Raw genomic sequence first — 18730 nt, 5'->3', positions numbered from 1 at the left:
ATCCATTCCAGCGCGTGCCGCCACCCATCAAAGGACGTCGCCACAGCGCGGTCAATCTGACGAAAGCCTTAGCCGATCGCCTTTCGGCAGACCGGCCAACACCACTTCCGTGTCGGACCCGGCGGACGCCGGCCGGATCATCCTGATCCGCAAAGCGTCCGATGCGCCGGGATGGATCCCGTCAGCGCATCTCCTCCGGCGCCGTCACCCCAACGACCGCCAGACCGGAAGCAAGGACGCTGCGCACGGCATGCACGAACGCCAATCTTGCCGATGTCGACTTTCGATCAGTTTGATTAACGAACCGTAATTGCGGCGAGTCTTTGCCCTTGTTCCATAGCGAGTGGAAGGCACTCGCCAATTCATGCACGAAAAAGGCGACACGATGGGGCTCGTGTGACGCAGCCGCGGCATCGATCATCCTCGGATAAGCGGCAATCATCTTGACGATGCCGATCTCCGACTCGTCGGTCAGCAGACCGAGATCGGCCTGCGCCAGCGCCTGCGACGACAGGTCGAGATCCGGGAAGACCTCCGCCGCCTGGCGGAAGATCGAGGCGCAGCGTGCATGCGCGTACTGAACGTAGAAGACCGGATTGTCCTTCGACTGCTCGACCACCTTGGCGAGATCGAAGTCAAGCGTCGCGTCGTTCTTGCGGAAGATCATCATGAAGCGCACCGCATCGCGGCCGACCTCGTCGATGACCTCGCGCAGGGTGACGAAGTCGCCGGAACGCTTCGACATCCGAACCTGCTCGCCGTTGCGCAGCAGGCGGACGAGCTGGCAGAGCTTGACGTCGAGCGAGCCCTGCTCGTTCGTCACCGCCTTGACCGCCGCCTGCATGCGCTTGACGTAGCCGCCATGGTCGGCGCCCCAGACGTCGATCATCTCGGCGAAGCCGCGCGTGAACTTCGAGCGATGATAGGCGATGTCGTTGGCGAAATAGGTGTAGCTGCCATCCGACTTCAGCAGCGGCCGGTCGACATCGTCGCCGAACTGCGTGGCGCGGAACAGCGTCTGCTCGCGATCCTCCCAGTCCTCGTCCTTCTGGCCCTTGGGCGGCGGCAGGCGGCCCTCATAGATCAGGTCGCGGGCGCGCAGATCCTCGATCGTCTGGTGCACCGCATTGGAGTTGCCGTCCCTGCCCTGCAACGAGCGCTCGGAGAAGAAGACCTGATGGACGACGCCGAGCGCGGCGAGATCGTCGCGGATCATCGCCATCATTCCGTCGATCGCCGTCCCGCGCACCAGCGGCAGCCAGTCCCATTCGGCCTTGTCGAGCAGCGCCGATCCATGCTCGCGCGCCAGCGTCTCGCCGACCGAAACGAGATAGTCACCGGGATAGAGCCCTTCCGGGATAGCGCCGATGTCTTCGCCCAGCGCCTCGCGGTAGCGCAGGAAGGCGGAACGGGCGAGCACGTCGACCTGCGCGCCGGCATCGTTGATGTAGTATTCGCGGGTCACGTCGTGCCCGGCGAAGGCGAGCAGGCTCGCCAGCGCGTCGCCAAAGACCGCGCCGCGGCCATGGCCGACATGCATCGGGCCGGTCGGATTGGCCGAGACGTATTCGACATTGATCTTCGGCGCAGGCTTGGGCGCGCCGCGGCCATGCTCGGTCCCGGCCAGCACAGCCGCCTTCAGAACCTGAGTGAACACAGCAGGTTGCAAGGAGAGGTTGATGAAGCCCGGCCCGGCGATCTCGGCCTTGAGGACATCGCTGTCCTTGGCCAGTTCGGCGACGATCAGCTCGGCGAGCACGCGCGGCGCCATGCCGGCCTCCTTGGCCAGCACCATGGCGGCGTTGATCGCAAGATCGCCATGGGCCGGATCCTTGGTCGGCTCGACCACGACGCGCGCCAGCGACAGGCCGGCCGGGATACGGCCGGCCTCGACCAGTCCGGTCAGGACGGCGGCAAGGCGTGCGGAGAAAGTCTCGAAAATGTTCATGACGACCAAAGATGCATGGGGAAGCGGGCCAGCGCCTATCGCAGCGACGGGGTGGCGTCAAACAGGCGCCGATGCTCATCGAGCGCGTAGGAATCGGTCATGCCGGCGATGTAGTCGGAGATTCGGCGCGAGAGGCGCGCCTCGTCGAGCTCCTCGCACCCTGCCGCCCATTCGGATGACATGGCCTGCGGCTGCGCCTTGAAGCGCACGAACAGGTCGCGGACGATGTCGGCCGCCTCCTTCCGGATCACGCCGATGCGCGGATGGCGATACATGTTCGGGTAGAGGAAGCCCTTGATCGCCTTGTCGGCCGCGACGATCGCCGGCGAGAAAGCGACGACCGGCGCGCCCGCCCGCCTGATCGCATCGGCATCGCTGGGTGCCAGCGCTGCGATCCGCGCCTCGGATTCAGCGATGACGTCCTCGACGAAACGGGTGATCACCCGGCGCACCAGCTCGTTGGTGGCGCGCGACCGCTCCAGCCCGGGATGCAAAGCTTCGATCTCGTCGAGCAGCCCAGCCAGGAATGGCACGGACCTGAGCTCGGGCAAATCGAACAGCTCGGCGCGCAGGCCATCATCGATATCATGGGCGTTATAGGCGATGTCGTCGGCGAGCGCGGCGACCTGTGCCTCTGCGGAGGCATGGCTTTCGAGCCAGAGGTCCTGCTTCTCCTGATATTCGAGGATCGCGACCGGAATGCCGGTCTTGGCGTAGCGCTCGGTCGGCTTCCCGTCCGCGGTCAGCAGCGGGCCGTTATGCTTGACCAGCCCCTCCAGCGTCTCCCAGGTCAGGTTCAGCCCGTCGAAGCCGGCATAGCGCCGCTCCAGCCGGGTGACGATCCGCAGCGTCTGGGCGTTGTGATCGAAGCCGCCGAAGCCGGCCATGCATTCGTCGAGTGCATCCTCGCCGGTATGGCCGAAGGGCGTGTGGCCGAGATCGTGCGCCAGCGCCAGCGCCTCGGCCAGGTCCTCGTCGAGTCCGAGCGCGCGCGCCAGAGCACGCGCGATCTGCGCCACCTCGATCGTATGGGTCAGGCGGGTACGGAAATGGTCGCCCTCATGCGAGACGAAGACCTGCGTCTTGTGCTTCAACCGGCGGAAGGCGGTCGAGTGGATGATGCGGTCGCGGTCGCGCTGGAACTGGTTGCGCGTCGCCGAGCCCGGCTCCTCGACCAGCCGGCCGCGGCTCGTCGTCGAGCGGCAAGCATAAATCGCGCGCCAGCGATCGCCAGGTTCCCGCCTCCCGGCTGCATGTAGTTCGTGTGCGTACGGCATGGCAGCCCCTTGGGCAGGCGCGGCTTGAAGCGATGCGCCTGCGCCATTACCTTTGCAAACGAGGCAGGAGCAAGGATGTTCTGCGCATGAGCACGGCAATCGAAGCCAATCCGCACACGATCTCGCTGACCGACAAGGCTGCGAGCCGGATCGTCGCGGTCATGGCGGGCGAGGCCCCCGGAGCGATGCTGCGCGTCAGCGTCGCCGGCGGCGGCTGCTCCGGATTCCAGTATGTCTTTGACATCGACCGAGAGAAGGCGCCAGGAGACCTCGTGCTGGAGCGCGACGGCGCGACCGTGCTGATCGACGAGACCTCGCTCGAGCTGCTCGACGGCTCGACCATCGACTTCGTCGACGATCTCGTCGGCCAGTCCTTCAAGATCATCAATCCGAACGCGACGAGCTCCTGCGGCTGCGGCACGTCCTTCGCACTCTGAAACCGCTTCAGCTCGGCAGCACCATCCGCCTGAACGCGCGGAGCAGGTCGGCATCGAGCTTGGCGCCCATCCCGATCAGCACAGAATAGGCCGCTTCCGGCGTCATCGGTTCCTTGTATGAGCGCCGCTCGATCAGGGCAGCATAGATGTCGCAGATCGTGATCATCCGGACCACGTCGGAGATCTCGTCGGCCTTCAGCCCCTGCGGATAGCCCGAACCGTCGAGATATTCATGATGGCTGCGCGTCGCCTCGACGACCTCGCGGGCGAAGGCGCCCTGCCGCAACAGCATCTCGTAGCCGGTCTGCGGATGCTCGCGGACGATCGCGACCTCCTCCACCGTCAACTTGCCGGGCTTATGCAGGATCGCGAGAGGAACGCGCGCCTTGCCGATATCGTGCAGCACGGCGGCAGTGGTCACTAGCTGGCGCGCCTCTTCCGGAAAACCGAGTTCGTGGGCGAAGGCCGCGGCGAGGCCGGCGACCAGCAGGCAATGCTGATATGTCGCATCGTCATGGTTCCAGACCATGTCGAGCCAGGCGCCGAGATCGCGGTCGTCGGCCGCGCGGTTGATCGCCTCGACCCCGCCCTCAATCGCCGCGACCGGCAGCGCCGCGCCGTCGGTGGCAGCCGCCAGGATCTCGGCCATGGCGGCGGAAGCGGCAACGAATTGCCGCTGCATCGGAGCCTGCCCCTCCGGATTGAGGATGCGGCCGATCTCGTCGAGCAGGGCCTTCGCCGGAATGTCTGCCGGCAGGACCGCGCTGGCTCCGATCGCATTGGCTTGGGTGGTCAGGCGCGGCGACCGCTCGCGCAGCAGGCAGAGATAGGGCGTTCCGTTCCGCCTGTGCTCTGCGAGCCGGTTGCGCACGGCCTCGACCACCGCGCGCTTCGACAGGTCGACATCGCTGACGAGCAGCCGCTTTGGCGCCGGCCCGCCCTGCGCCGGGCGATGCACGTCGACGACATCGCAAGGGCCCCACAACGACAGGAGGCGCTCGAGCTTGACGCTCCGTTCCGGGCGGTCGGTGATCAGCAGCACGGCGATCGGCATGTCCTCATAACGAGGATACCCTAGCCGCGGGTCCGTTGAGGTCCCGTGAAACTGAATCGCTCAAATTCGCCGTTTCCTTTCAGAAACGGCGAAAAGCCGCGAACCCGCTATGAGCTCCGGGCTTGCCGGCGCATCGCGCTCGCTTCGGCATATTGCAGCAGCCGGTCGAGATCCTCGCGGGCGATGTCGAAGGAATCGCCCATCTGCACCAGAGCCTCGTCGATATCAGGCGCGCTGAACGTCGCCGGCGTCGCAGCCTGCGGGACGGCATGACCAGCCGGCGGCGGCCGATGTGGATAACTGCGGCGCGTCAGGGCATGGAACGCCACCCCGAGCGCGACCAGCGAGAGCGAGCAGAGCCCGATTGGCACGAAGGGGAACAGCGGCCCCCACTTCATCACCGCCGGGCCGCCGAGCACGGCGGTGAGCGCGACCGCCCCACCCGGCGGGTGCAGCGAGCGCGTCAGCGACATGATCGCGATGGCGAGCGCGACAGCGAGCGCCGCGGCGACTGTCAGATCCGGCACCGCCCAGCCGACCGCGAGCCCGACCAGGGCCGAGATCACATTGCCGCCGACCACCGGCCAGGGCTGCGCCAGCGGACTCGCTGGGACCACGAAGACCAGGACCGCGGACGCGCCGATCGGCGCTACCACCAGCGGCGAGTGGGTCGGGAAGACGTAGCCAGCCGCCGCCGTGAGCGCAATCGCAGCAAAGACGCCGGCACAGGCAACGACGCGCTCGGTCGCCGTAGCGCCGGCGAGGATCGGTTGAAACAGCTTCACGGCCGGCTCTCCGGAGCATGACCCGCCGGCCATCCGGCCGAGCGAGACGCGCTTCCATATCAGTCTCGAACCGCCTCTATAATAGGCATTACGCACAATTCAACGGCAAAATACATAATTCACAGATAATCACGTGAATTACTTCAGCCATCTCGCGCAAGCCTAAGGACAACAACGAAAAAGGCGCCCGGAGGCGCCCCTTTTTAAGAAAGCTTTTCTCAGTGCGAGCTGGGAGGTCCGCCCTGCTCCATCCGGATCTCGGCCGCCATCAGTCCCTTGGGCCCAGGCCCGTAGCGGACCAGCACGACCTGTCCCGGGATCAGCTCGACGATGCCGTAACGGCGCAGCGTCTCCATATGGACGAAGATGTCTGGCGAGCCTTCCCCGGCGGAGACGAAGCCGAAGCCGCGCAGGCGGTTGAACCACTTCACCACCATGCGCTCGAGCCCGCTGGTCGGCGTGATCGTCGCATTGGTCCGTGGCATCGGCATCTCGGCCGGATGACGCGCGGCAGAGGTGTCGATCGAGAGCACACGGACAGCCTGGCGGCCCCGCGCCTTCGCGATCGCCTCGAGCACGATGCGGGCCCCCTCGGCGATGGCGTGGAAGCCGTCGCGCTTCAGGATCGTCACATGGACGAGGACGTCGCTGCCGCCATCCTGCGGCACGACGAAGCCGTAGCCCTTGCTGACGTCGAACCATTTGACATGGCCGGTGATCTCGACCGTCTGCTCGCCAACGTCGTCAGGCCCGTCCAGCCGCACGATCCGGTTGAGCGATTGCAGCGGGCCGACCGGTGGCCTGCCTCCGTCGCCGTATTCGTCGGACATGTTCCGCTCATCTCCGCCGCAAACGTGATTCGTGACGTGACGATAGCACCCCGGCGGAGTCGCGAAACAGTCGCTTCCAGCTCATCCACATCATCAGCATGCGAAAAGCGCCTGAGAGACCGACGAAAGCTGCGCCTTGTCGCTTTCGTGCATCGCGCCGATGATCGTTCGGACAGCGCTCGGGAGACCAGTCATGCGCATCGCCCATATCGAGCCCTTCATCCTGCACATCCCGGTCACCGGCGGCGCGATCGCCGATTCGACCCACCGGATCAGCCATTGGGGCGTGGTCGGCACGACGATCACCACCGAGGACGGGCTCGTCGGCTACGGCTTCACCGGCACCCATGCCGACCTTGCCTCCGATCGGCTGATCACGTCCTGCATCCGCGATTGCTACGCGCCGTTGCTCGTCGGCGAGGACGCTTCCGAGCATTCACGGCTCTGGCTCAAGCTCGCCCGCCATCCGGCGCTGCAATGGGTCGGCCGCGCCGGCATCACCCAGCTCGCGCTGGCCGCTGTCGACGTGGCGCTCTGGGATCTCAAGGCGAAGCAGGCCGGCATGCCGCTCTGGCATCTGCTCGGCGGCGCCAGCAAGCTGAAGCTCGAAGCCTACAATACCGATATCGGCTGGCTCTCGATCCCGAAGGACGAGCTCGTCGAGGGCGCGCGCATGGCGGTCGAGCGCGACGGCTTCCATCGCATCAAGATCAAGGTCGGCCACGCCGATCCGATGACCGATATCGGCCGGCTCGAAGCCGTGCGCCGCGCCGTCGGCGACCATGTCACCATGGCGATCGATGGCAACGGCAAATGGGACCTGCCGACCTGCAAGCGCTTCTGCGCCCGCGCCGAGGGGCTCGACATCTTCTGGTTCGAGGAGCCGCTCTGGTACGACGACATCGGCTCGCATGCCGAGCTCGCCCGCTCGACCTCGATCCCGATCGCGCTCGGCGAGCAGCTCTACACGCTCGATGCCTTCCGCGCCTTCGTGCAGGCGGGTGCGATCCACTATGTCCAGCCCGACGTCACCCGCCTTGGCGGCATCACCGAGTACATCCAGGTGGCGGAACTGGCGTTGGCCCATCGCCTGCCGGTCGCGCCCCATGCCGGCGAGATGAGCCAGGTCCACGTCCATCTCGCCTACTGGCATCCAGCGACGCCGGTGCTCGAATACATCCCCTGGATCAAGGACGCCTTCGCCGAGCCGGCCAATGTCGCCGACGGCTGTTTCCAGCGCCCGCAGCAGCCCGGCGCCGGCACGACGCCGACGAAGGACGCGTTCGCGCGTTTCGCCAAGCCGCTTTCCTGAACCCGAGAGCCAACCATGCCGGATTTCGCCACGCTCGCCTTGTTCACCGCCGCCTGCGCCGTACTGACCGCGACGCCCGGCCCGGACATGCTGCTGATCGCCTCGCGCAGCATGAGTCAGGGCCGCGCTGCCGGCTTCATGACCTATGCCGGCATCGCCACCGGCAGCTATCTCCAGGCGCTCGCCGCCGCCTATGGGCTGTCGCAGCTCTTTCTTTTGGTGCCGGCGGCCTATGACGCGCTGCGCTGGGCCGGCGCGGCCTATCTCGCCTGGCTCGCCTGGAAGACCTTCAGATCGCCCGCGACTTTGTTCGCGCCGACAGCGGATGCGGCGCGTTTCCCGCTGCGCCAGATCTTCCTGCAGGGCCTGCTGACCAACCTGCTCAATCCGAAGATGGCGCTGTTCATGCTGGCGCTGCTGCCGCAGTTCCTGAAGCCGGAGGCCGGCTCGCTCCTGCTCCAGGTCGTGGTGCTGGCCTCGATCCTCAATCTGATGGGCCTCATCGCCAACGGCATCGTCATCATGACGGCGAGCCGCCTCGGCCGTGCCATCGCCAGCCGCCCGCATCTGGCGCTCTGGCCGCAGCGCGTCCTCGGCGTTGTCTTTGGCGGGCTGGCGCTGCGGCTGGCATTTGCCTCGCGCGACTGATCAGTTCGCCAATCGCGCCAGCACCGGGCCGATCTCGCTGCGCACGACGAGATCGGCGATCGGGTCGAGATCGGTCGGCTCGCGGTTGAGGACGACGAGCTTGGCGCCATTGCGCTTGGCGATCACCGGAAAGGTCGCCGCCGGGAAGACGATGAGCGAGGCGATCAACCCGCCTCTGCATTATGCGGTGACCTGATCGATAAATGCCTTTTTTGCAGCAGTGTAGGCGGCCCGGTCTTGTGAGAACCGTATCGCAAGTTGGTCCTTAAGTTCCTCGTAATCCCGCGCCAAACTGCGATCAGCCCTAAGGCGATCTCGAAACATCAGGTAGTGACGCCATAATGGGCCATCGAATTTGACGACATGGACCAGATGAGTCCGCTCAATCCCCTTACCAAATACATGATCGTCCGGGACGCCTGCATGACGCGCAAAGTCGTACCCGATAGATGCCATAGCAGGCTCAAGCAGTGGCCCTGCTTGAAAATCTTCAATTCCTACCATCAGGTCCAATATTGGCTTAGATTTGATGCCGGGAATGGACGAGCTACCGATATGTTGTATGTCAATCTGACGGCCTCTGAGAGTAGAGCGGATAGTCTCCGCTTCGATCTCAAACGCGGTCTTCCATGCCGAGTTATGCGGCACTAGCATCACTGCACCTTGTCGAAGGCCCAGACCGAAATCGTTGCAGCCTGATTGGTGTTGATCACTGACCATGAGAACAGCTCACCACAGTCCTGCCTGCTCTGCAAAGATCATCCGCTTTGAAAGCGGGGCTCCATAAGATCTTCAAAGTCCGCTCCCGGTCGTGATCCCCTACCCCGCCAGCCGCGCCAGCACCGGGCCGATCTCGCTGCGCACGACGAGATCGGCGATCGGGTCGAGATCGGTCGGCTCGCGGTTGAGGATGACGAGCTTGGCGCCATTGCGCTTGGCGATCACCGGAAAGGTCGCGGCCGGAAAAACGACGAGCGAGGAGCCGGCGACCAGATAAAGATCGGCCGACATCGTCAGTTCATGCGCCCGCAGCATCGGCTGCTGCGGCATCTGCTGGCCGAAGGAGATCGTCGCCGTCTTCACGACGCCGGCGCACATCGTGCAGGCGGCGGGCTCGCCGCTCGCCTCGAACTGCACCCGGATCGCCGAAAGCTCATGCCGCCAGCCGCAGGTCAGGCAGGTCGCATAGGTGCCGTTGCCGTGCAGCTCGATCACGGCGTCCTCGGCGATGCCGGAAGCCTGGTGCAGACCGTCGATGTTCTGGGTGATCACGCCGGGCGAGCGGCCCTCCGCCACCAATGTCGCCAGCGCCCGGTGGCCGCGATTGGGCCGGGCGTCGCGATAATGGTCGTCCATCGCGAATTTGCGCCGCCAGGCCTCGATCCGCGCCTCGCGACTGGCGAGGAAGATCTCGAACGGGATCGGCTTGTTCTGCATCCACGGCGAGCCCGGCGAGCGGAAATCCGGCACGCCCGATTCGGTCGAGATGCCCGCCCCGGTGAACGGCACGATCACCCGGGCGCGGTCGAGCATGGCATGCAGTTCCTCGATCGCGTCCTCAGTCGCCTCGTCCATTCCGTCAGCCTCGCATTGCTTTGGTTCGAATATGGCGGTCGACGGGCCATGGTCCAAGCCTGCGGCGAGATCGGGCAGATTCGGCATCGTAGGGCGAGCGCAAGCCCTCCCCCCTTGTGGGGGAGGGTTGGGAGGGGGGTATCGCATTCGCAGTCCTGTCCGTGCCAAGCAAAACACATGTCGAGGGTGGCATACCCCCCTCTCTAGCTCTCCCCCACAAGGGGGGAGAGGACAGGTTGCGCAAGCCGTTGACGCCGCGGGAAACGCGCCGCAAAGCTCAGCCATGCCTGCGCCCTCTCCCGCCCCGCTCAATCCCGATCTCATCGACACCGCGACCCCGCCGATCCCCGAGGCCAAGGCCTGGGCGCGCGGCTATGCCGGTGGCAGTGGCCCGCTGGTCGACCTGTCGCAGGCCGTGCCTGGCGCCCCGCCGCCGGCCGCCCTGCTCGAGCGCCTCGCCGAGGCGGCCGTGCTGCCGGAAAGCACCCGCTACGGCCCGATCGCCGGTGACGACATCCTGCGCGAGGCCTATGCCGCCGAGAGCAGCGCCTTCTATGGCGGGGTGATCCGGCCGCAGGAGGTCGCGATCACCGCCGGCTGCAACCAGGCCTATGTCACCGTGATGATGGCGCTGGCGCGCGCCGGCGACAATGTGCTGCTGCCGACACCCTGGTACTTCAACCACGAGATGACGCTGAACATGCTCGGCGTCGAGCCGCGCCCGCTGCCCTGCGATCCGCAGCGTGGCTTCGTGCCGGATGCCGAAGTCGCCGAGGCGCTGATCGACGAGCGCACCCGCGCCATCGTGCTGGTGACGCCGAACAATCCGACCGGCGCGGTCTATCCGCCTGCCACCATCGCCGCCTTCGCCGCGCTCTGCCGCAGGCGCAAGATCTGGCTGGTGCTCGACGAGACCTATCGCGACTTCCTGCCCGAAGGCATCGACCGGCCGCATGAGCTCTTCAGCACAAGCGACTGGCAGGATTCGCTGATCGGCCTCTACAGCTTCTCCAAGGCCTATGCGGTGCCGGGCTGGCGGCTCGGTGCGATCACCGCTGGCGAAGCCGCGCTGGCACAGATCGGCAAGGTGCTCGACTGCGTCCAGATCAGCCCGGTCCGTGCCGGCCAGAGTGCCGTCGCCTGGGGCATCGACGGCATCCGCGCCTGGCGCGAGGCCAATCGCACCGAGATGAACTCCCGCGCCGCGCTCTTCCGCCAGGCGATCGCGCCGCTGAACGGCTGGAGTGTCCTCGCCGCCGGCGCCTATTTCGCCTATGTCGCCCATCCGTTCGAGGGCGTGCCGGCCGCCGATGTCGTGCGCCGGCTGGTGCAGGAGCGCGGCGTGCTTGCCCTGCCCGGCCCCTATTTCGGACCCGGACAGGAACGGCATTTGCGAATCGCCATCGCCAATGTCGCGGCCGAGCGTATCGCCGAGCTGGGCGAGCGATTGAAAGGGTTCGCGCTCTAGCTTCTCAGTTCCTTCGCCCTCCTCAGCCCTCATCCTGAGGAGCCATTCCGTCAGGAATGGCGTCTCGAAGGATGCTTCAGGAGGTTCCGGAGGCAACGGGAGCATCCTTCGAGACGCAGCCTTCGGCTGCTCCTCAGGATGAGGGCTATAGATGTGCGAGCAGCCCCTTCACCCCTTGGCCGCCGGGCAGCGGCTCTCGCTCAGCGGCCAGACCGTCTCCTCCGGCGCGATCTTACGCACGATCTCGAAATAATCCCACGGCCCCTTCGAATCCGCCGGCTTCTTGACCCTTGCGAGATACATCTCGCGCAGCACCCTGCCGTCGGCCCGGATCGTCGCGCCCTTGGTGAAGGCGTCGTTGATCGGCATGGCCCGCATCGCGGCAGCGACCTTGTCGGGATCGTCGGTGCCGGCCTGCCTGATCGCCTTGAGATAATGCAGCACCGAGCCGTAGACGCCGGCATGCAGCATCGACGGCATCATCCCGGCCCGCTCCAGGAACTGCTTCGACCAGGTGCGCGAGGGCTCGTCGAGGTCCCAATAGGAGGCGGTGGTCAGATAGGTGCCCTGCGTCGCCTTGAGCCCGAGGCTGTGCACGTCCTGCAGGAAGAAGATCAGTGCCGCGAGGTTCTGGCCCTGCTCGGTCAGGCCGAACTCGCCGGCCTGCTTGATCGCGTTGACCGTGTCGTTGCCGGCATTGGCAATGCCCACCACCTTCGCGCCCGAGGTCTGAGCCCGCAGCAGGAAGGAGGAGAAGTCGGCATTGTTCAGGGGGTGGCGCACCGCGCCGACGACCTTGCCGCCATTGGCCTCGACCACGTCGGTCGCGTCCTTCTGGAGCTGGTGGCCGAAGGCGTAGTCGGAGGCCAGCATGAACCAGGAGGTGCCGCCGGCCTTGACCACCGCCGAGGCGGTGCCGCGGGCGACGCCATAGGTGTCGTAGGTCCAGTGGAAGCCATAGGGCGAGCACTGCTCATTCGTCAGCGCCGTGGTGCCGGCGCCGGAATACATCACGATCCGCTTCTTCTCGCGGGCGAGCGATTGCAGCGCCAGCGCCACCGCCGAGTTGGGCACGTCGACGACGGCATCGACCTTGTCGATGTCGAACCATTGCCGGGCGATCGAGGTGCCGACATCGGCCTTGTGCTGATGGTCGGCGAAGACGATCTGGATCGGCTTGCCGAGCACGGTCGCTCCGAACTCCTTCACCGCCATCTCCGCCGCGATCACCGAGCCTTTGCCGCCGATATCGGCGGTCACCCCGCTCATATCGGTCAGCACGCCGATCTTGACGACATCGTCGCTGACCTGGGCCAACGCCGGCAGGCTGGCGAGCGCCATCAGGGCGCCGCCCGCTAGAAGCGACCGCATCAGATTCCCTCCCGAGCTATCGTCCGGCATTGCCGCCGGTTCGATCTCAAAGACCCTTTGCCTCCAGCCAGGCGACGATCAGGGCCGCGATCTCGTCGCTGTTGTCCTCGCACATCGGCATGTGGCCGTTACCGCTGATGCCGCGTTCCGGCAGCCAGATGAACTCGGCGCCGAGATAGCGCGCCGTCGCCTCGTCGATCGCGCGCGGATGGCGCGGGTCGCTATCGCCGGTGACGATCAGGATCGGCAGGTCGGCCAGGTTCGCCGGGTCGGCGATTCGCAGGCCCTTGCCGTCGATATTGAAGCGCTCGTTCATCAAGCGCGCGCTCTCAGGCACGATCGAGCGCCGATAGGCCTCGAAGGCCTGCTTCGGGAAGCGTTCGGAATTGGCCCAATAGGCCCGCATGAACTCGGGCGGGATGAAGAGCGGCCTGTCCTCCTCGACCCGGACCGGACAGCCGAGACTCTCATCGTCCTTGAGCTTCGCCACCGCCTCGGCATCGTCGGGCAGCACCGGCAAGAGGTTCGCCGGCCCGCCCGGCGCGACGCCGACGATCGCCGCGACCGCCTTTGGACTACGCTCCGCGATCCACCAGGCCATCGGACCACCAGCCGAATGCACCAGCAGCACCGCCGGTCCGATCTCCTCGAGCAGGCGTTGCAGGCTCTCCGCGATCTCGACGCTCGATAGAGTGGCGAAATCCGGCCGCATCGGCGAACGGCCATGACCCGGCCAGTCCGGCACGAAGACCTCGCGGCCCGAAGCGGCAAAGGCGGGCGCCCAGCCCGGCCGTCCATCCGGCGTGGTGATGTAGCAGGCGCCGGTATGGCCGCCGCCATGGACCAGCACGATCGGCAACCGCCCGGCTTGAGGCGCCCCGAGCCGATCGACATAGATCGGATGGGCGTCCGTGCCCGAATAGAAGCACTCCGGCGCGCGCGAAAGCGCCTGCCGACTTGTGGCACCAGCCTGGTCCATCGCCTCCTCCCGGCACGGCAAAACCGTGCCATTTATTGCCCGGAATGCTAGGACCAGCTTATGGCGCGCGCAACAAAAAAGTCTAATGTGAGACTAATTCAGCAGGACGATACCCGCGAGCTGGACGCCGGGCAGCGGCGCGCCATCCTCGACGGCACCGCGATCCCGACCGCCTACAAGATCGGCTACATCCTGAACTTCTACCGCGAACCGTCCTTCCGGGCGATCGAGATGGAGTTCGGGCTGACCCGGCCGGAGATCGTCATCCTGATCTTCCTGACCGTGCGCGACGGCGCCACCGCCAGCGAATTCTGCGAGTTCTCCGGCCATCTCAAGGCCAGCGTCAGCCGCGCCGTGATCCTGCTCGAGAAGAAGAAGCTGATCCGCCGCGAGCCCGACAAGGCCGACAGCCGCCGCCAGCTCCTTTTCCTGACCGCTGAAGGCCGCGCGCTCTACGAACGCTATATCCCGGCACTGCAGGCCAGGGAGCAGGCGATGCTCGCCTGCCTGTCAGGCGAGGAGCGGAACCAGCTCGGGCAGTTGCTCGACAAGCTCGCCGCCCATGTCCCACAATGGGGTTTCGCCTCCGAGTTGTGACGCCCGACCTCAGCGCAGCAGCGCCGCGTAGCGCTCGCGATAGGCATGGACCAGGAGACCGCCCGTCACGATCAGAATGATCGCGACCGGAATGCCGGCGGGGTTGATGGCGAAGTGGAACAGCACGATCACCGCCATCACCGGCGCGATCAGGGCAAGGCCAAGAGCCGGCACGACGTTGAGCAGCAGGCTCAGGCCGCCGGCGAGGTTCACCGCCTTGAGGAAGGGCCAGAAGAAGCCGGAATTCTGCAGCGCCGCCTCGAAGACGAGCCCACGCTCGGAGGTCGGCGGGTGGATCAGATGGGCGCCGGTGGCGAGCCACCAGAAGCCGTCGACGGCACTGACAATGAAGAGCAGGCCGAGCACCAGGCGAGGCAGCGTGACCAAGAGAAAATTGCGCATGGAAGAGGCTCGATGAGGCAGGAGGGAGTTGCTGGATAGCTGCGCCAGCTTGGTCCCGGCAGAGGCACTTTTGCCGCGCGACCCTACGTCATGATGCCTGCGCAAGGCGCGTCAAGCCGAACTTGACAAAATACTGGAAATGCCGGAGCCTCTTTGTCAAGCTTACCTTGACAAAGAGGCAGCTATGGCAGCTCCGGAGCAGGCTCACGACACCACGAGCTCGGGCAAGCGGCAACAGCGTCGAGACAAGGCCCTGAAGCCCAGCCTGCACTGTTCGTTCTGCGGCAAGAGCCAGCACGACGTCGAGAAACTCGTCGCCGGGCCGGCGGTCTTCATCTGCAATGAATGCGTCGCCAAATGTAATGCGTTCATGGCGATGCCAATCGATGCGCCGCGGCCGGATACGGAAGTCCGGAGCATTCAGCAGCTCGAGACACTCCCGACGGAGCGGCTCCTGCACTGGCTCAAGGTCGAGGCGGCCCTCTACGAGGACACCGCCAGCAAGTTGGCGAAGACAGTCGACGTCCTGCGCAAGCGCAAGACCTCGTGGGCCGCGATCGGAGAAGCGCTCGGGATTTCCCGCCAGGCGGCCTGGGACCGCTTCTCCTAACGACGCCTTACATCGTCGCGCCGATCTGCCAGGGCACGAACTCGGCGTCGCCATAGCCCATCTCCTCGGACTTGGAGCGCTCGCCCGAGGCGATCCGCAGCAGGTGCTCGAAGATCTCCTTGCCCTTCTCCTCCAGCGTCACGCCGTCGAGGACATCGCCGCAATTGATGTCCATGTCGTCGGTCTGCTTCAGATACATCGGCGTGTTGGTCGCGAGCTTGACCGAGGGCGTCGGCTTGCAGCCATAGGCCGAGCCGCGGCCGGTGGTGAAGGCGAGGATGTTGGCGCCACCGGCGACCTGCCCCGTCGCCGAGACCGGATCGTAGCCGGGCGTGTCCATGTAGACGAAGCCCTTGCTCCGGACCGGCTCGGCATAGTGGTAGACCGCGGCCAGCGTCTTGGTGCCGCCCTTGGCGGCAGCGCCGAGCGACTTCTCCAGGATGGTCGTCAGCCCGCCGGCCTTGTTGCCGGGCGACGGGTTGTTGTTCATGTCCATCCGCGCGCGGGCGGTATAGTCCTCCCACCATTTGATGATGCCGACGAGCTTCTCGCCGACCTCGCGGGTGGCGGCGCGGCGGGTGAGCAGGTGCTCGGCGCCGTAGATCTCGGGCGTCTCGGAGAGGATCGCGGTGCCGCCATGCTCAACCAGGAGGTCGACCGCCTTGCCGAGCGCCGGGTTGGCGGTGATGCCGGAATAGCCGTCCGATCCGCCGCACTGCAAAGCGAGCATCAGTTCGGACGCCGGCACCGTCTCGCGCTTGGCCTGGTTGGCAATCGGCAGCATCACCTTCAGCGCCTCGATCCCGGCCGCCACAGCCTTCCTGGTGCCGCCGGTTTCCTGGATGGTCAGTGTGCGGAAGACATCGCTCTCCTCGACGCCATAGGCTTCCTTCATCCGCTTGATCTGGAAGCCCTCGCAGCCGAGGCCGACGACCAGCACTGCGGCCATGTTCGGATTGCAGGCATAGCCCCAGGTCGTGCGCTTCAGGACCTCGAAGCTCTCGCCATTGTAGTCGATGCCGCAGCCGGTGCCGTGCGTCAGGGCGATGACGCCGTCGACATTGGGATAGTCGGCGAGCAGGCCCGAGCGCTTGACCTCCTCGGCCATGAAGCGCGCGGCGGAAGCCGAGCAGTTCACCGAGGTCAGGATGCCGACATAGTTGCGCGTGCCGGCATTACCGGCCTTGCGGCGAAAGCCCTCGAAGGTTGCCTGCTGCTCGACCGGCAGCACGAACTCGGTCTTCGCCTCGGCGGCATAGGCATAGTCGCGCTCGAAGGCGTGGAAGCCGGTATTATGCTCGTGTACCCATTCGCCCGGCGGGATATCGAGCGTGGCGAAGCCGATGATCTGGCCGAACTTGCGGATCGGCTCGTCCTTGGCGATCGGCACCAGCGCAACCTTGTGGCCACGCGGAATCCGCTTCAGCGCAGTGACACCGGCGGCCGTGACGCCGACATCGATCGGATCGACCGCGACCGCGACATTGTCGGCGGCGTTGAGCTTCAGCGTGCGCGGTGGGACGGCTTTGTCGAGCATGATGATACCTTGGAACGGCGGCTCCCCCGCCTCCCCCAAGCAATGCGCCGATTGCGGCCTTTTTTCAATCGGTTGAAAGAAGGAACGGAATTGCGTGAGGTGCGGCTCCCTTCTCCCCTTGCGGGAGAAGGTGGCTCGGCGAAGCCGAGACGGATGAGGGGTCGCGCGACCTTTCCGATGGACCGGCGCGCAATCGACCGACGGCAAGCGCGATGCGACCCCTCATCCGCCTGCCGGCCCCTTCTCCCGCAAGGGGAGAAGGGGTGCGCGCCAACTGCTCACCCCAACCGCAACTCGCGTACCACCTGCTCGACGATCGCGTCCTTGCTCGCCTCGACCTGGACGACGAGCGGGTTCTCGTCCGCGCCCGGCTCCTCCAGCGTCGCGAACTGGCTGTCGAGCAGGGCCGGCGGCATGAAATGGTGCTGTCGCGCCGCCATGCGCTCGCCGATCAATTCGCGCGAGCCCTTGAGGTAGACCAGCGCGACATCGGGCCGCTTCCCGACGATCACATCGCGATACGCCCTCTTCAGCGCCGAGCAGGTGACGATGCCGTTGCCGCCGGTGGCACGCAGTTCGTCGATCCAGGCCGCGATCGCAGCCAGCCAGGGCTTGCGGTCCTCGTCGGTCAGCGGGATGCCGCCCGACATCTTCGCGACGTTCGCAGGCGGGTGGAAACTGTCGGCATCGCGGAAGGGCCAGTCGAGCCGCTCAGCCAGCCGTTCGCCGAGCGAGGTCTTGCCCGAACTCGCCACGCCCATGACGACGATCACGGCCGGCGCGCCGGCCCCGTTCACGCGGGTCATCGGCTCAGCCCTGCTTCTTCGGCTCGACATGGCCGCCGAAGCCGGCGCGCATGGCGGAGAGGATCTTCTCGGCGAAGGTGTGGTCCTTGCGCGAGCGGAAGCGGGTGTAGAGCGAGGAGGTCAGCACCTCGGCCGGCGTCGCGGTCTCGATCGCGGCCTGCACGGTCCAGCGCCCCTCGCCCGAATCCGAGACATGGCCGGAATAGGCGCCGAGCTCCTCGTCGGCCGCCAGTGCCTCGGCGGTGAGGTCGAGCAGCCAGGAGGTCACGACCGAGCCGCGCCGCCAGACCTCGGCGATCTCGGCGACGTCGAAATCGAAGCCGTATTCCTCCGGCAAGCCGTCCCTGGCCGAGGCGTTGCGCAGCAGGTCGAAGCCCTCCGCGAAGGCCTGCATCATCCCGTATTCGATGCCGTTATGGATCATCTTGACGAAATGGCCGGCGCCGGCCGGGCCACAATGCAGATAGCCCTGCTCGGCCGTCGGATTGCGGCCGTCTCGATGCTTCGTCGGCTCGATCTCGCCCTTGCCCGGCGCCAGCGCCTGGAAGATCGGCTCCAGGCGATCGAAGACGCCCTTGTCACCGCCGATCATCAGGCAATAGCCGCGCTCCAGCCCGTGCACGCCGCCGGAGGTGCCGATGTCGAGATAGTGCAGCCCCTTCGCCTCGAGCTCGCGCCCGCGCCGGACATCGTCCTTCCAGAAGGCGTTGCCGCCATCGATCAGCGTATCGCCGGGCGCCATCATCGCGGCGAGCTCGGCAAGCGTTGTCTCGGTGATCTCGCCGGCCGGCAGCATGATCCAGATCGCGCGCGGCGCCTCAAGCTTCGCCACCATCTCCTTGAGATCGCCGACATTGACAGCGCCGTCCTTGGCGAGCGCCTCGCCCGGCTTCGGGTCGCGGTCATAGACCACGCATTGGTGCCCGGCGCGGTGCAGCCGGCGGACGATATTGGCTCCCATGCGGCCGAGGCCGACCACTCCAAGCTGCATCGCGAACGCTCCTACCGGCCGACGGGAAGCCGGCTTTGGCGACGCTACATGCCCCGGCAGAGAGCAGCGGGCAAGCGCAGGGGTAGCCGGCACGGCAGCTGCA

The 18730-nt window shown here is 66.1% G+C and carries 19 protein-coding genes and 1 pseudogene; 6 read left to right on the top strand and 14 right to left on the bottom strand.

What is annotated here, in order from left to right; translation table 11 throughout:
• Positions 1-181 precede the first annotated feature (181 nt).
• Positions 182-1948, bottom strand: coding sequence for an arginine--tRNA ligase (gene argS, locus ACSQ24_RS10375; protein ID WP_436094590.1), 1767 nt, complete (start codon positions 1946-1948; stop codon positions 182-184).
• Positions 1949-1983: 35 nt separating this feature from the next.
• Positions 1984-3225 (bottom strand): deoxyguanosinetriphosphate triphosphohydrolase, encoded by a 1242-nt coding sequence (locus ACSQ24_RS10370; RefSeq protein ID WP_436094589.1) that lies wholly within the window; start codon positions 3223-3225, stop codon positions 1984-1986.
• An 86-nt stretch (positions 3226-3311) separates the two neighbouring features.
• Between ACSQ24_RS10370 and ACSQ24_RS10365 the strand changes: the two genes are divergently transcribed.
• Positions 3312-3662: a HesB/IscA family protein gene (locus tag ACSQ24_RS10365; RefSeq protein WP_436094588.1), complete on the top strand. Its 351-nt coding sequence runs from the start codon at positions 3312-3314 to the stop codon at positions 3660-3662.
• Between the two features lie 7 nt (positions 3663-3669).
• Here ACSQ24_RS10365 and ACSQ24_RS10360 read toward each other — a convergent pair whose 3' ends face one another.
• The 3 genes from ACSQ24_RS10360 to ACSQ24_RS10350 all read right to left on the bottom strand — a co-directional run bounded on the left by ACSQ24_RS10360 (position 3670) and on the right by ACSQ24_RS10350 (position 6331).
• Positions 3670-4716 (bottom strand): HD-GYP domain-containing protein, encoded by a 1047-nt coding sequence (locus tag ACSQ24_RS10360; protein WP_436094587.1) that lies wholly within the window; start codon positions 4714-4716, stop codon positions 3670-3672.
• A 107-nt stretch (positions 4717-4823) separates the two neighbouring features.
• Positions 4824-5501 (bottom strand): HPP family protein, encoded by a 678-nt coding sequence (locus tag ACSQ24_RS10355; protein ID WP_436094586.1) that lies wholly within the window; start codon positions 5499-5501, stop codon positions 4824-4826.
• Positions 5502-5719: 218 nt separating this feature from the next.
• Positions 5720-6331, bottom strand: coding sequence for a cold-shock protein (locus ACSQ24_RS10350; protein WP_436094585.1), 612 nt, complete (start codon positions 6329-6331; stop codon positions 5720-5722).
• A 193-nt stretch (positions 6332-6524) separates the two neighbouring features.
• Between ACSQ24_RS10350 and ACSQ24_RS10345 the strand changes: the two genes are divergently transcribed.
• Both ACSQ24_RS10345 and ACSQ24_RS10340 read left to right on the top strand, forming a co-directional pair.
• Positions 6525-7643: a mandelate racemase/muconate lactonizing enzyme family protein gene (locus ACSQ24_RS10345; RefSeq protein WP_436094584.1), complete on the top strand. Its 1119-nt coding sequence runs from the start codon at positions 6525-6527 to the stop codon at positions 7641-7643.
• Positions 7644-7658: 15 nt separating this feature from the next.
• Positions 7659-8291 (top strand): LysE family translocator, encoded by a 633-nt coding sequence (locus ACSQ24_RS10340; protein ID WP_436094583.1) that lies wholly within the window; start codon positions 7659-7661, stop codon positions 8289-8291.
• On the opposite strand, the gene ACSQ24_RS10335 is transcribed toward ACSQ24_RS10340, so the two are convergent.
• The 3 genes from ACSQ24_RS10335 to ACSQ24_RS10325 form a co-directional block, all read right to left on the bottom strand.
• On the bottom strand, positions 8292-8459 hold the full coding sequence (locus tag ACSQ24_RS10335; RefSeq protein ID WP_436094582.1) for a hypothetical protein: 168 nt from the start codon (positions 8457-8459) through the stop codon (positions 8292-8294). It lies immediately after the preceding gene.
• Positions 8460-8471: 12 nt separating this feature from the next.
• Positions 8472-9011: a GrpB family protein gene (locus tag ACSQ24_RS10330; RefSeq protein ID WP_436094581.1), complete on the bottom strand. Its 540-nt coding sequence runs from the start codon at positions 9009-9011 to the stop codon at positions 8472-8474.
• Between the two features lie 99 nt (positions 9012-9110).
• Entirely contained in the window at positions 9111-9866 is a 756-nt protein-coding gene (locus ACSQ24_RS10325; protein WP_436094580.1) for an SIR2 family NAD-dependent protein deacylase, read from the bottom strand.
• A 283-nt stretch (positions 9867-10149) separates the two neighbouring features.
• Here ACSQ24_RS10325 and ACSQ24_RS10320 point away from each other — a divergent pair, with 283 nt between their 5' ends.
• The gene (locus tag ACSQ24_RS10320) at positions 10150-11334 is read left to right on the top strand and encodes an aminotransferase (protein ID WP_436094579.1); all 1185 of its coding nucleotides are present in this window, start codon (positions 10150-10152) and stop codon (positions 11332-11334) included.
• 168 nt (positions 11335-11502) lie between these two features.
• Here ACSQ24_RS10320 and ACSQ24_RS10315 read toward each other — a convergent pair whose 3' ends face one another.
• Entirely contained in the window at positions 11503-12705 is a 1203-nt protein-coding gene (locus ACSQ24_RS10315; RefSeq protein ID WP_436094578.1) for an ABC transporter substrate-binding protein, read from the bottom strand.
• 46 nt (positions 12706-12751) lie between these two features.
• Positions 12752-13684 (bottom strand): alpha/beta fold hydrolase, encoded by a 933-nt coding sequence (locus tag ACSQ24_RS10310; protein WP_436094577.1) that lies wholly within the window; start codon positions 13682-13684, stop codon positions 12752-12754.
• An 87-nt stretch (positions 13685-13771) separates the two neighbouring features.
• Here ACSQ24_RS10310 and ACSQ24_RS10305 point away from each other — a divergent pair, with 87 nt between their 5' ends.
• Entirely contained in the window at positions 13772-14281 is a 510-nt protein-coding gene (locus ACSQ24_RS10305; protein ID WP_436094576.1) for a MarR family winged helix-turn-helix transcriptional regulator, read from the top strand.
• Between the two features lie 9 nt (positions 14282-14290).
• Here ACSQ24_RS10305 and ACSQ24_RS10300 read toward each other — a convergent pair whose 3' ends face one another.
• Complete coding sequence (locus ACSQ24_RS10300; RefSeq protein ID WP_436094575.1) at positions 14291-14683, bottom strand: hypothetical protein; 393 nt, start codon at positions 14681-14683, stop codon at positions 14291-14293.
• 253 nt (positions 14684-14936) lie between these two features.
• Between ACSQ24_RS10300 and ACSQ24_RS10295 the strand changes: the two are divergent.
• Positions 14937-15044 (top strand): annotated as a pseudogene (locus tag ACSQ24_RS10295) (ClpX C4-type zinc finger protein); the annotation flags it as partial.
• Between the two features lie 256 nt (positions 15045-15300).
• On the opposite strand, the gene ACSQ24_RS10290 reads toward ACSQ24_RS10295, so the two are convergent.
• From ACSQ24_RS10290 to gnd, 3 genes are all read right to left on the bottom strand, one after another.
• Positions 15301-16830, bottom strand: coding sequence for a UxaA family hydrolase (locus ACSQ24_RS10290; RefSeq protein ID WP_436094574.1), 1530 nt, complete (start codon positions 16828-16830; stop codon positions 15301-15303).
• Positions 16831-17108: 278 nt separating this feature from the next.
• On the bottom strand, positions 17109-17636 hold the full coding sequence (locus tag ACSQ24_RS10285; RefSeq protein ID WP_436094573.1) for a gluconokinase: 528 nt from the start codon (positions 17634-17636) through the stop codon (positions 17109-17111).
• A 4-nt stretch (positions 17637-17640) separates the two neighbouring features.
• The gene (gene gnd / locus ACSQ24_RS10280; RefSeq protein ID WP_436094572.1) at positions 17641-18627 is read right to left on the bottom strand and encodes a phosphogluconate dehydrogenase (NAD(+)-dependent, decarboxylating); all 987 of its coding nucleotides are present in this window, start codon (positions 18625-18627) and stop codon (positions 17641-17643) included.
• Between the last annotated feature and the right edge of the window lie 103 nt (positions 18628-18730).

Origin of the sequence: Allobosea sp. LjRoot237 (assembly GCF_964253285.1) — a bacterium.
Taxonomy (GTDB): Bacteria; Pseudomonadota; Alphaproteobacteria; order Rhizobiales; family Beijerinckiaceae; genus Allobosea.
This window is presented reverse-complemented; position numbering and strand designations above follow the sequence as displayed.

Excerpts from the sequence above, each read along its gene's own strand:
- ACSQ24_RS10325 (WP_436094580.1), bottom strand. The coding sequence starts at position 9,866 with ATGGACGAGGCGACTGAGGACGCGATCGAGGAACTGCATGCCATGCTC.
- ACSQ24_RS10320 (WP_436094579.1), top strand. The coding sequence starts at position 10,150 with ATGCCTGCGCCCTCTCCCGCCCCGCTCAATCCCGATCTCATCGACACC.
- ACSQ24_RS10370 (WP_436094589.1), bottom strand. The coding sequence starts at position 3,225 with ATGCCGTACGCACACGAACTACATGCAGCCGGGAGGCGGGAACCTGGC.
- ACSQ24_RS10360 (WP_436094587.1), bottom strand. The coding sequence starts at position 4,716 with ATGCCGATCGCCGTGCTGCTGATCACCGACCGCCCGGAACGGAGCGTC.
- gnd (WP_436094572.1), bottom strand. The coding sequence starts at position 18,627 with ATGCAGCTTGGAGTGGTCGGCCTCGGCCGCATGGGAGCCAATATCGTC.
- ACSQ24_RS10315 (WP_436094578.1), bottom strand. The coding sequence starts at position 12,705 with ATGCGGTCGCTTCTAGCGGGCGGCGCCCTGATGGCGCTCGCCAGCCTG.
- ACSQ24_RS10345 (WP_436094584.1), top strand. The coding sequence starts at position 6,525 with ATGCGCATCGCCCATATCGAGCCCTTCATCCTGCACATCCCGGTCACC.
- ACSQ24_RS10310 (WP_436094577.1), bottom strand. The coding sequence starts at position 13,684 with ATGGACCAGGCTGGTGCCACAAGTCGGCAGGCGCTTTCGCGCGCGCCG.
- ACSQ24_RS10300 (WP_436094575.1), bottom strand. The coding sequence starts at position 14,683 with ATGCGCAATTTTCTCTTGGTCACGCTGCCTCGCCTGGTGCTCGGCCTG.
- ACSQ24_RS10290 (WP_436094574.1), bottom strand. The coding sequence starts at position 16,830 with ATGCTCGACAAAGCCGTCCCACCGCGCACGCTGAAGCTCAACGCCGCC.
- ACSQ24_RS10350 (WP_436094585.1), bottom strand. The coding sequence starts at position 6,331 with ATGTCCGACGAATACGGCGACGGAGGCAGGCCACCGGTCGGCCCGCTG.
- ACSQ24_RS10330 (WP_436094581.1), bottom strand. The coding sequence starts at position 9,011 with ATGGTCAGTGATCAACACCAATCAGGCTGCAACGATTTCGGTCTGGGC.
- ACSQ24_RS10285 (WP_436094573.1), bottom strand. The coding sequence starts at position 17,636 with ATGACCCGCGTGAACGGGGCCGGCGCGCCGGCCGTGATCGTCGTCATG.
- argS (WP_436094590.1), bottom strand. The coding sequence starts at position 1,948 with ATGAACATTTTCGAGACTTTCTCCGCACGCCTTGCCGCCGTCCTGACC.
- ACSQ24_RS10340 (WP_436094583.1), top strand. The coding sequence starts at position 7,659 with ATGCCGGATTTCGCCACGCTCGCCTTGTTCACCGCCGCCTGCGCCGTA.
- ACSQ24_RS10365 (WP_436094588.1), top strand. The coding sequence starts at position 3,312 with ATGAGCACGGCAATCGAAGCCAATCCGCACACGATCTCGCTGACCGAC.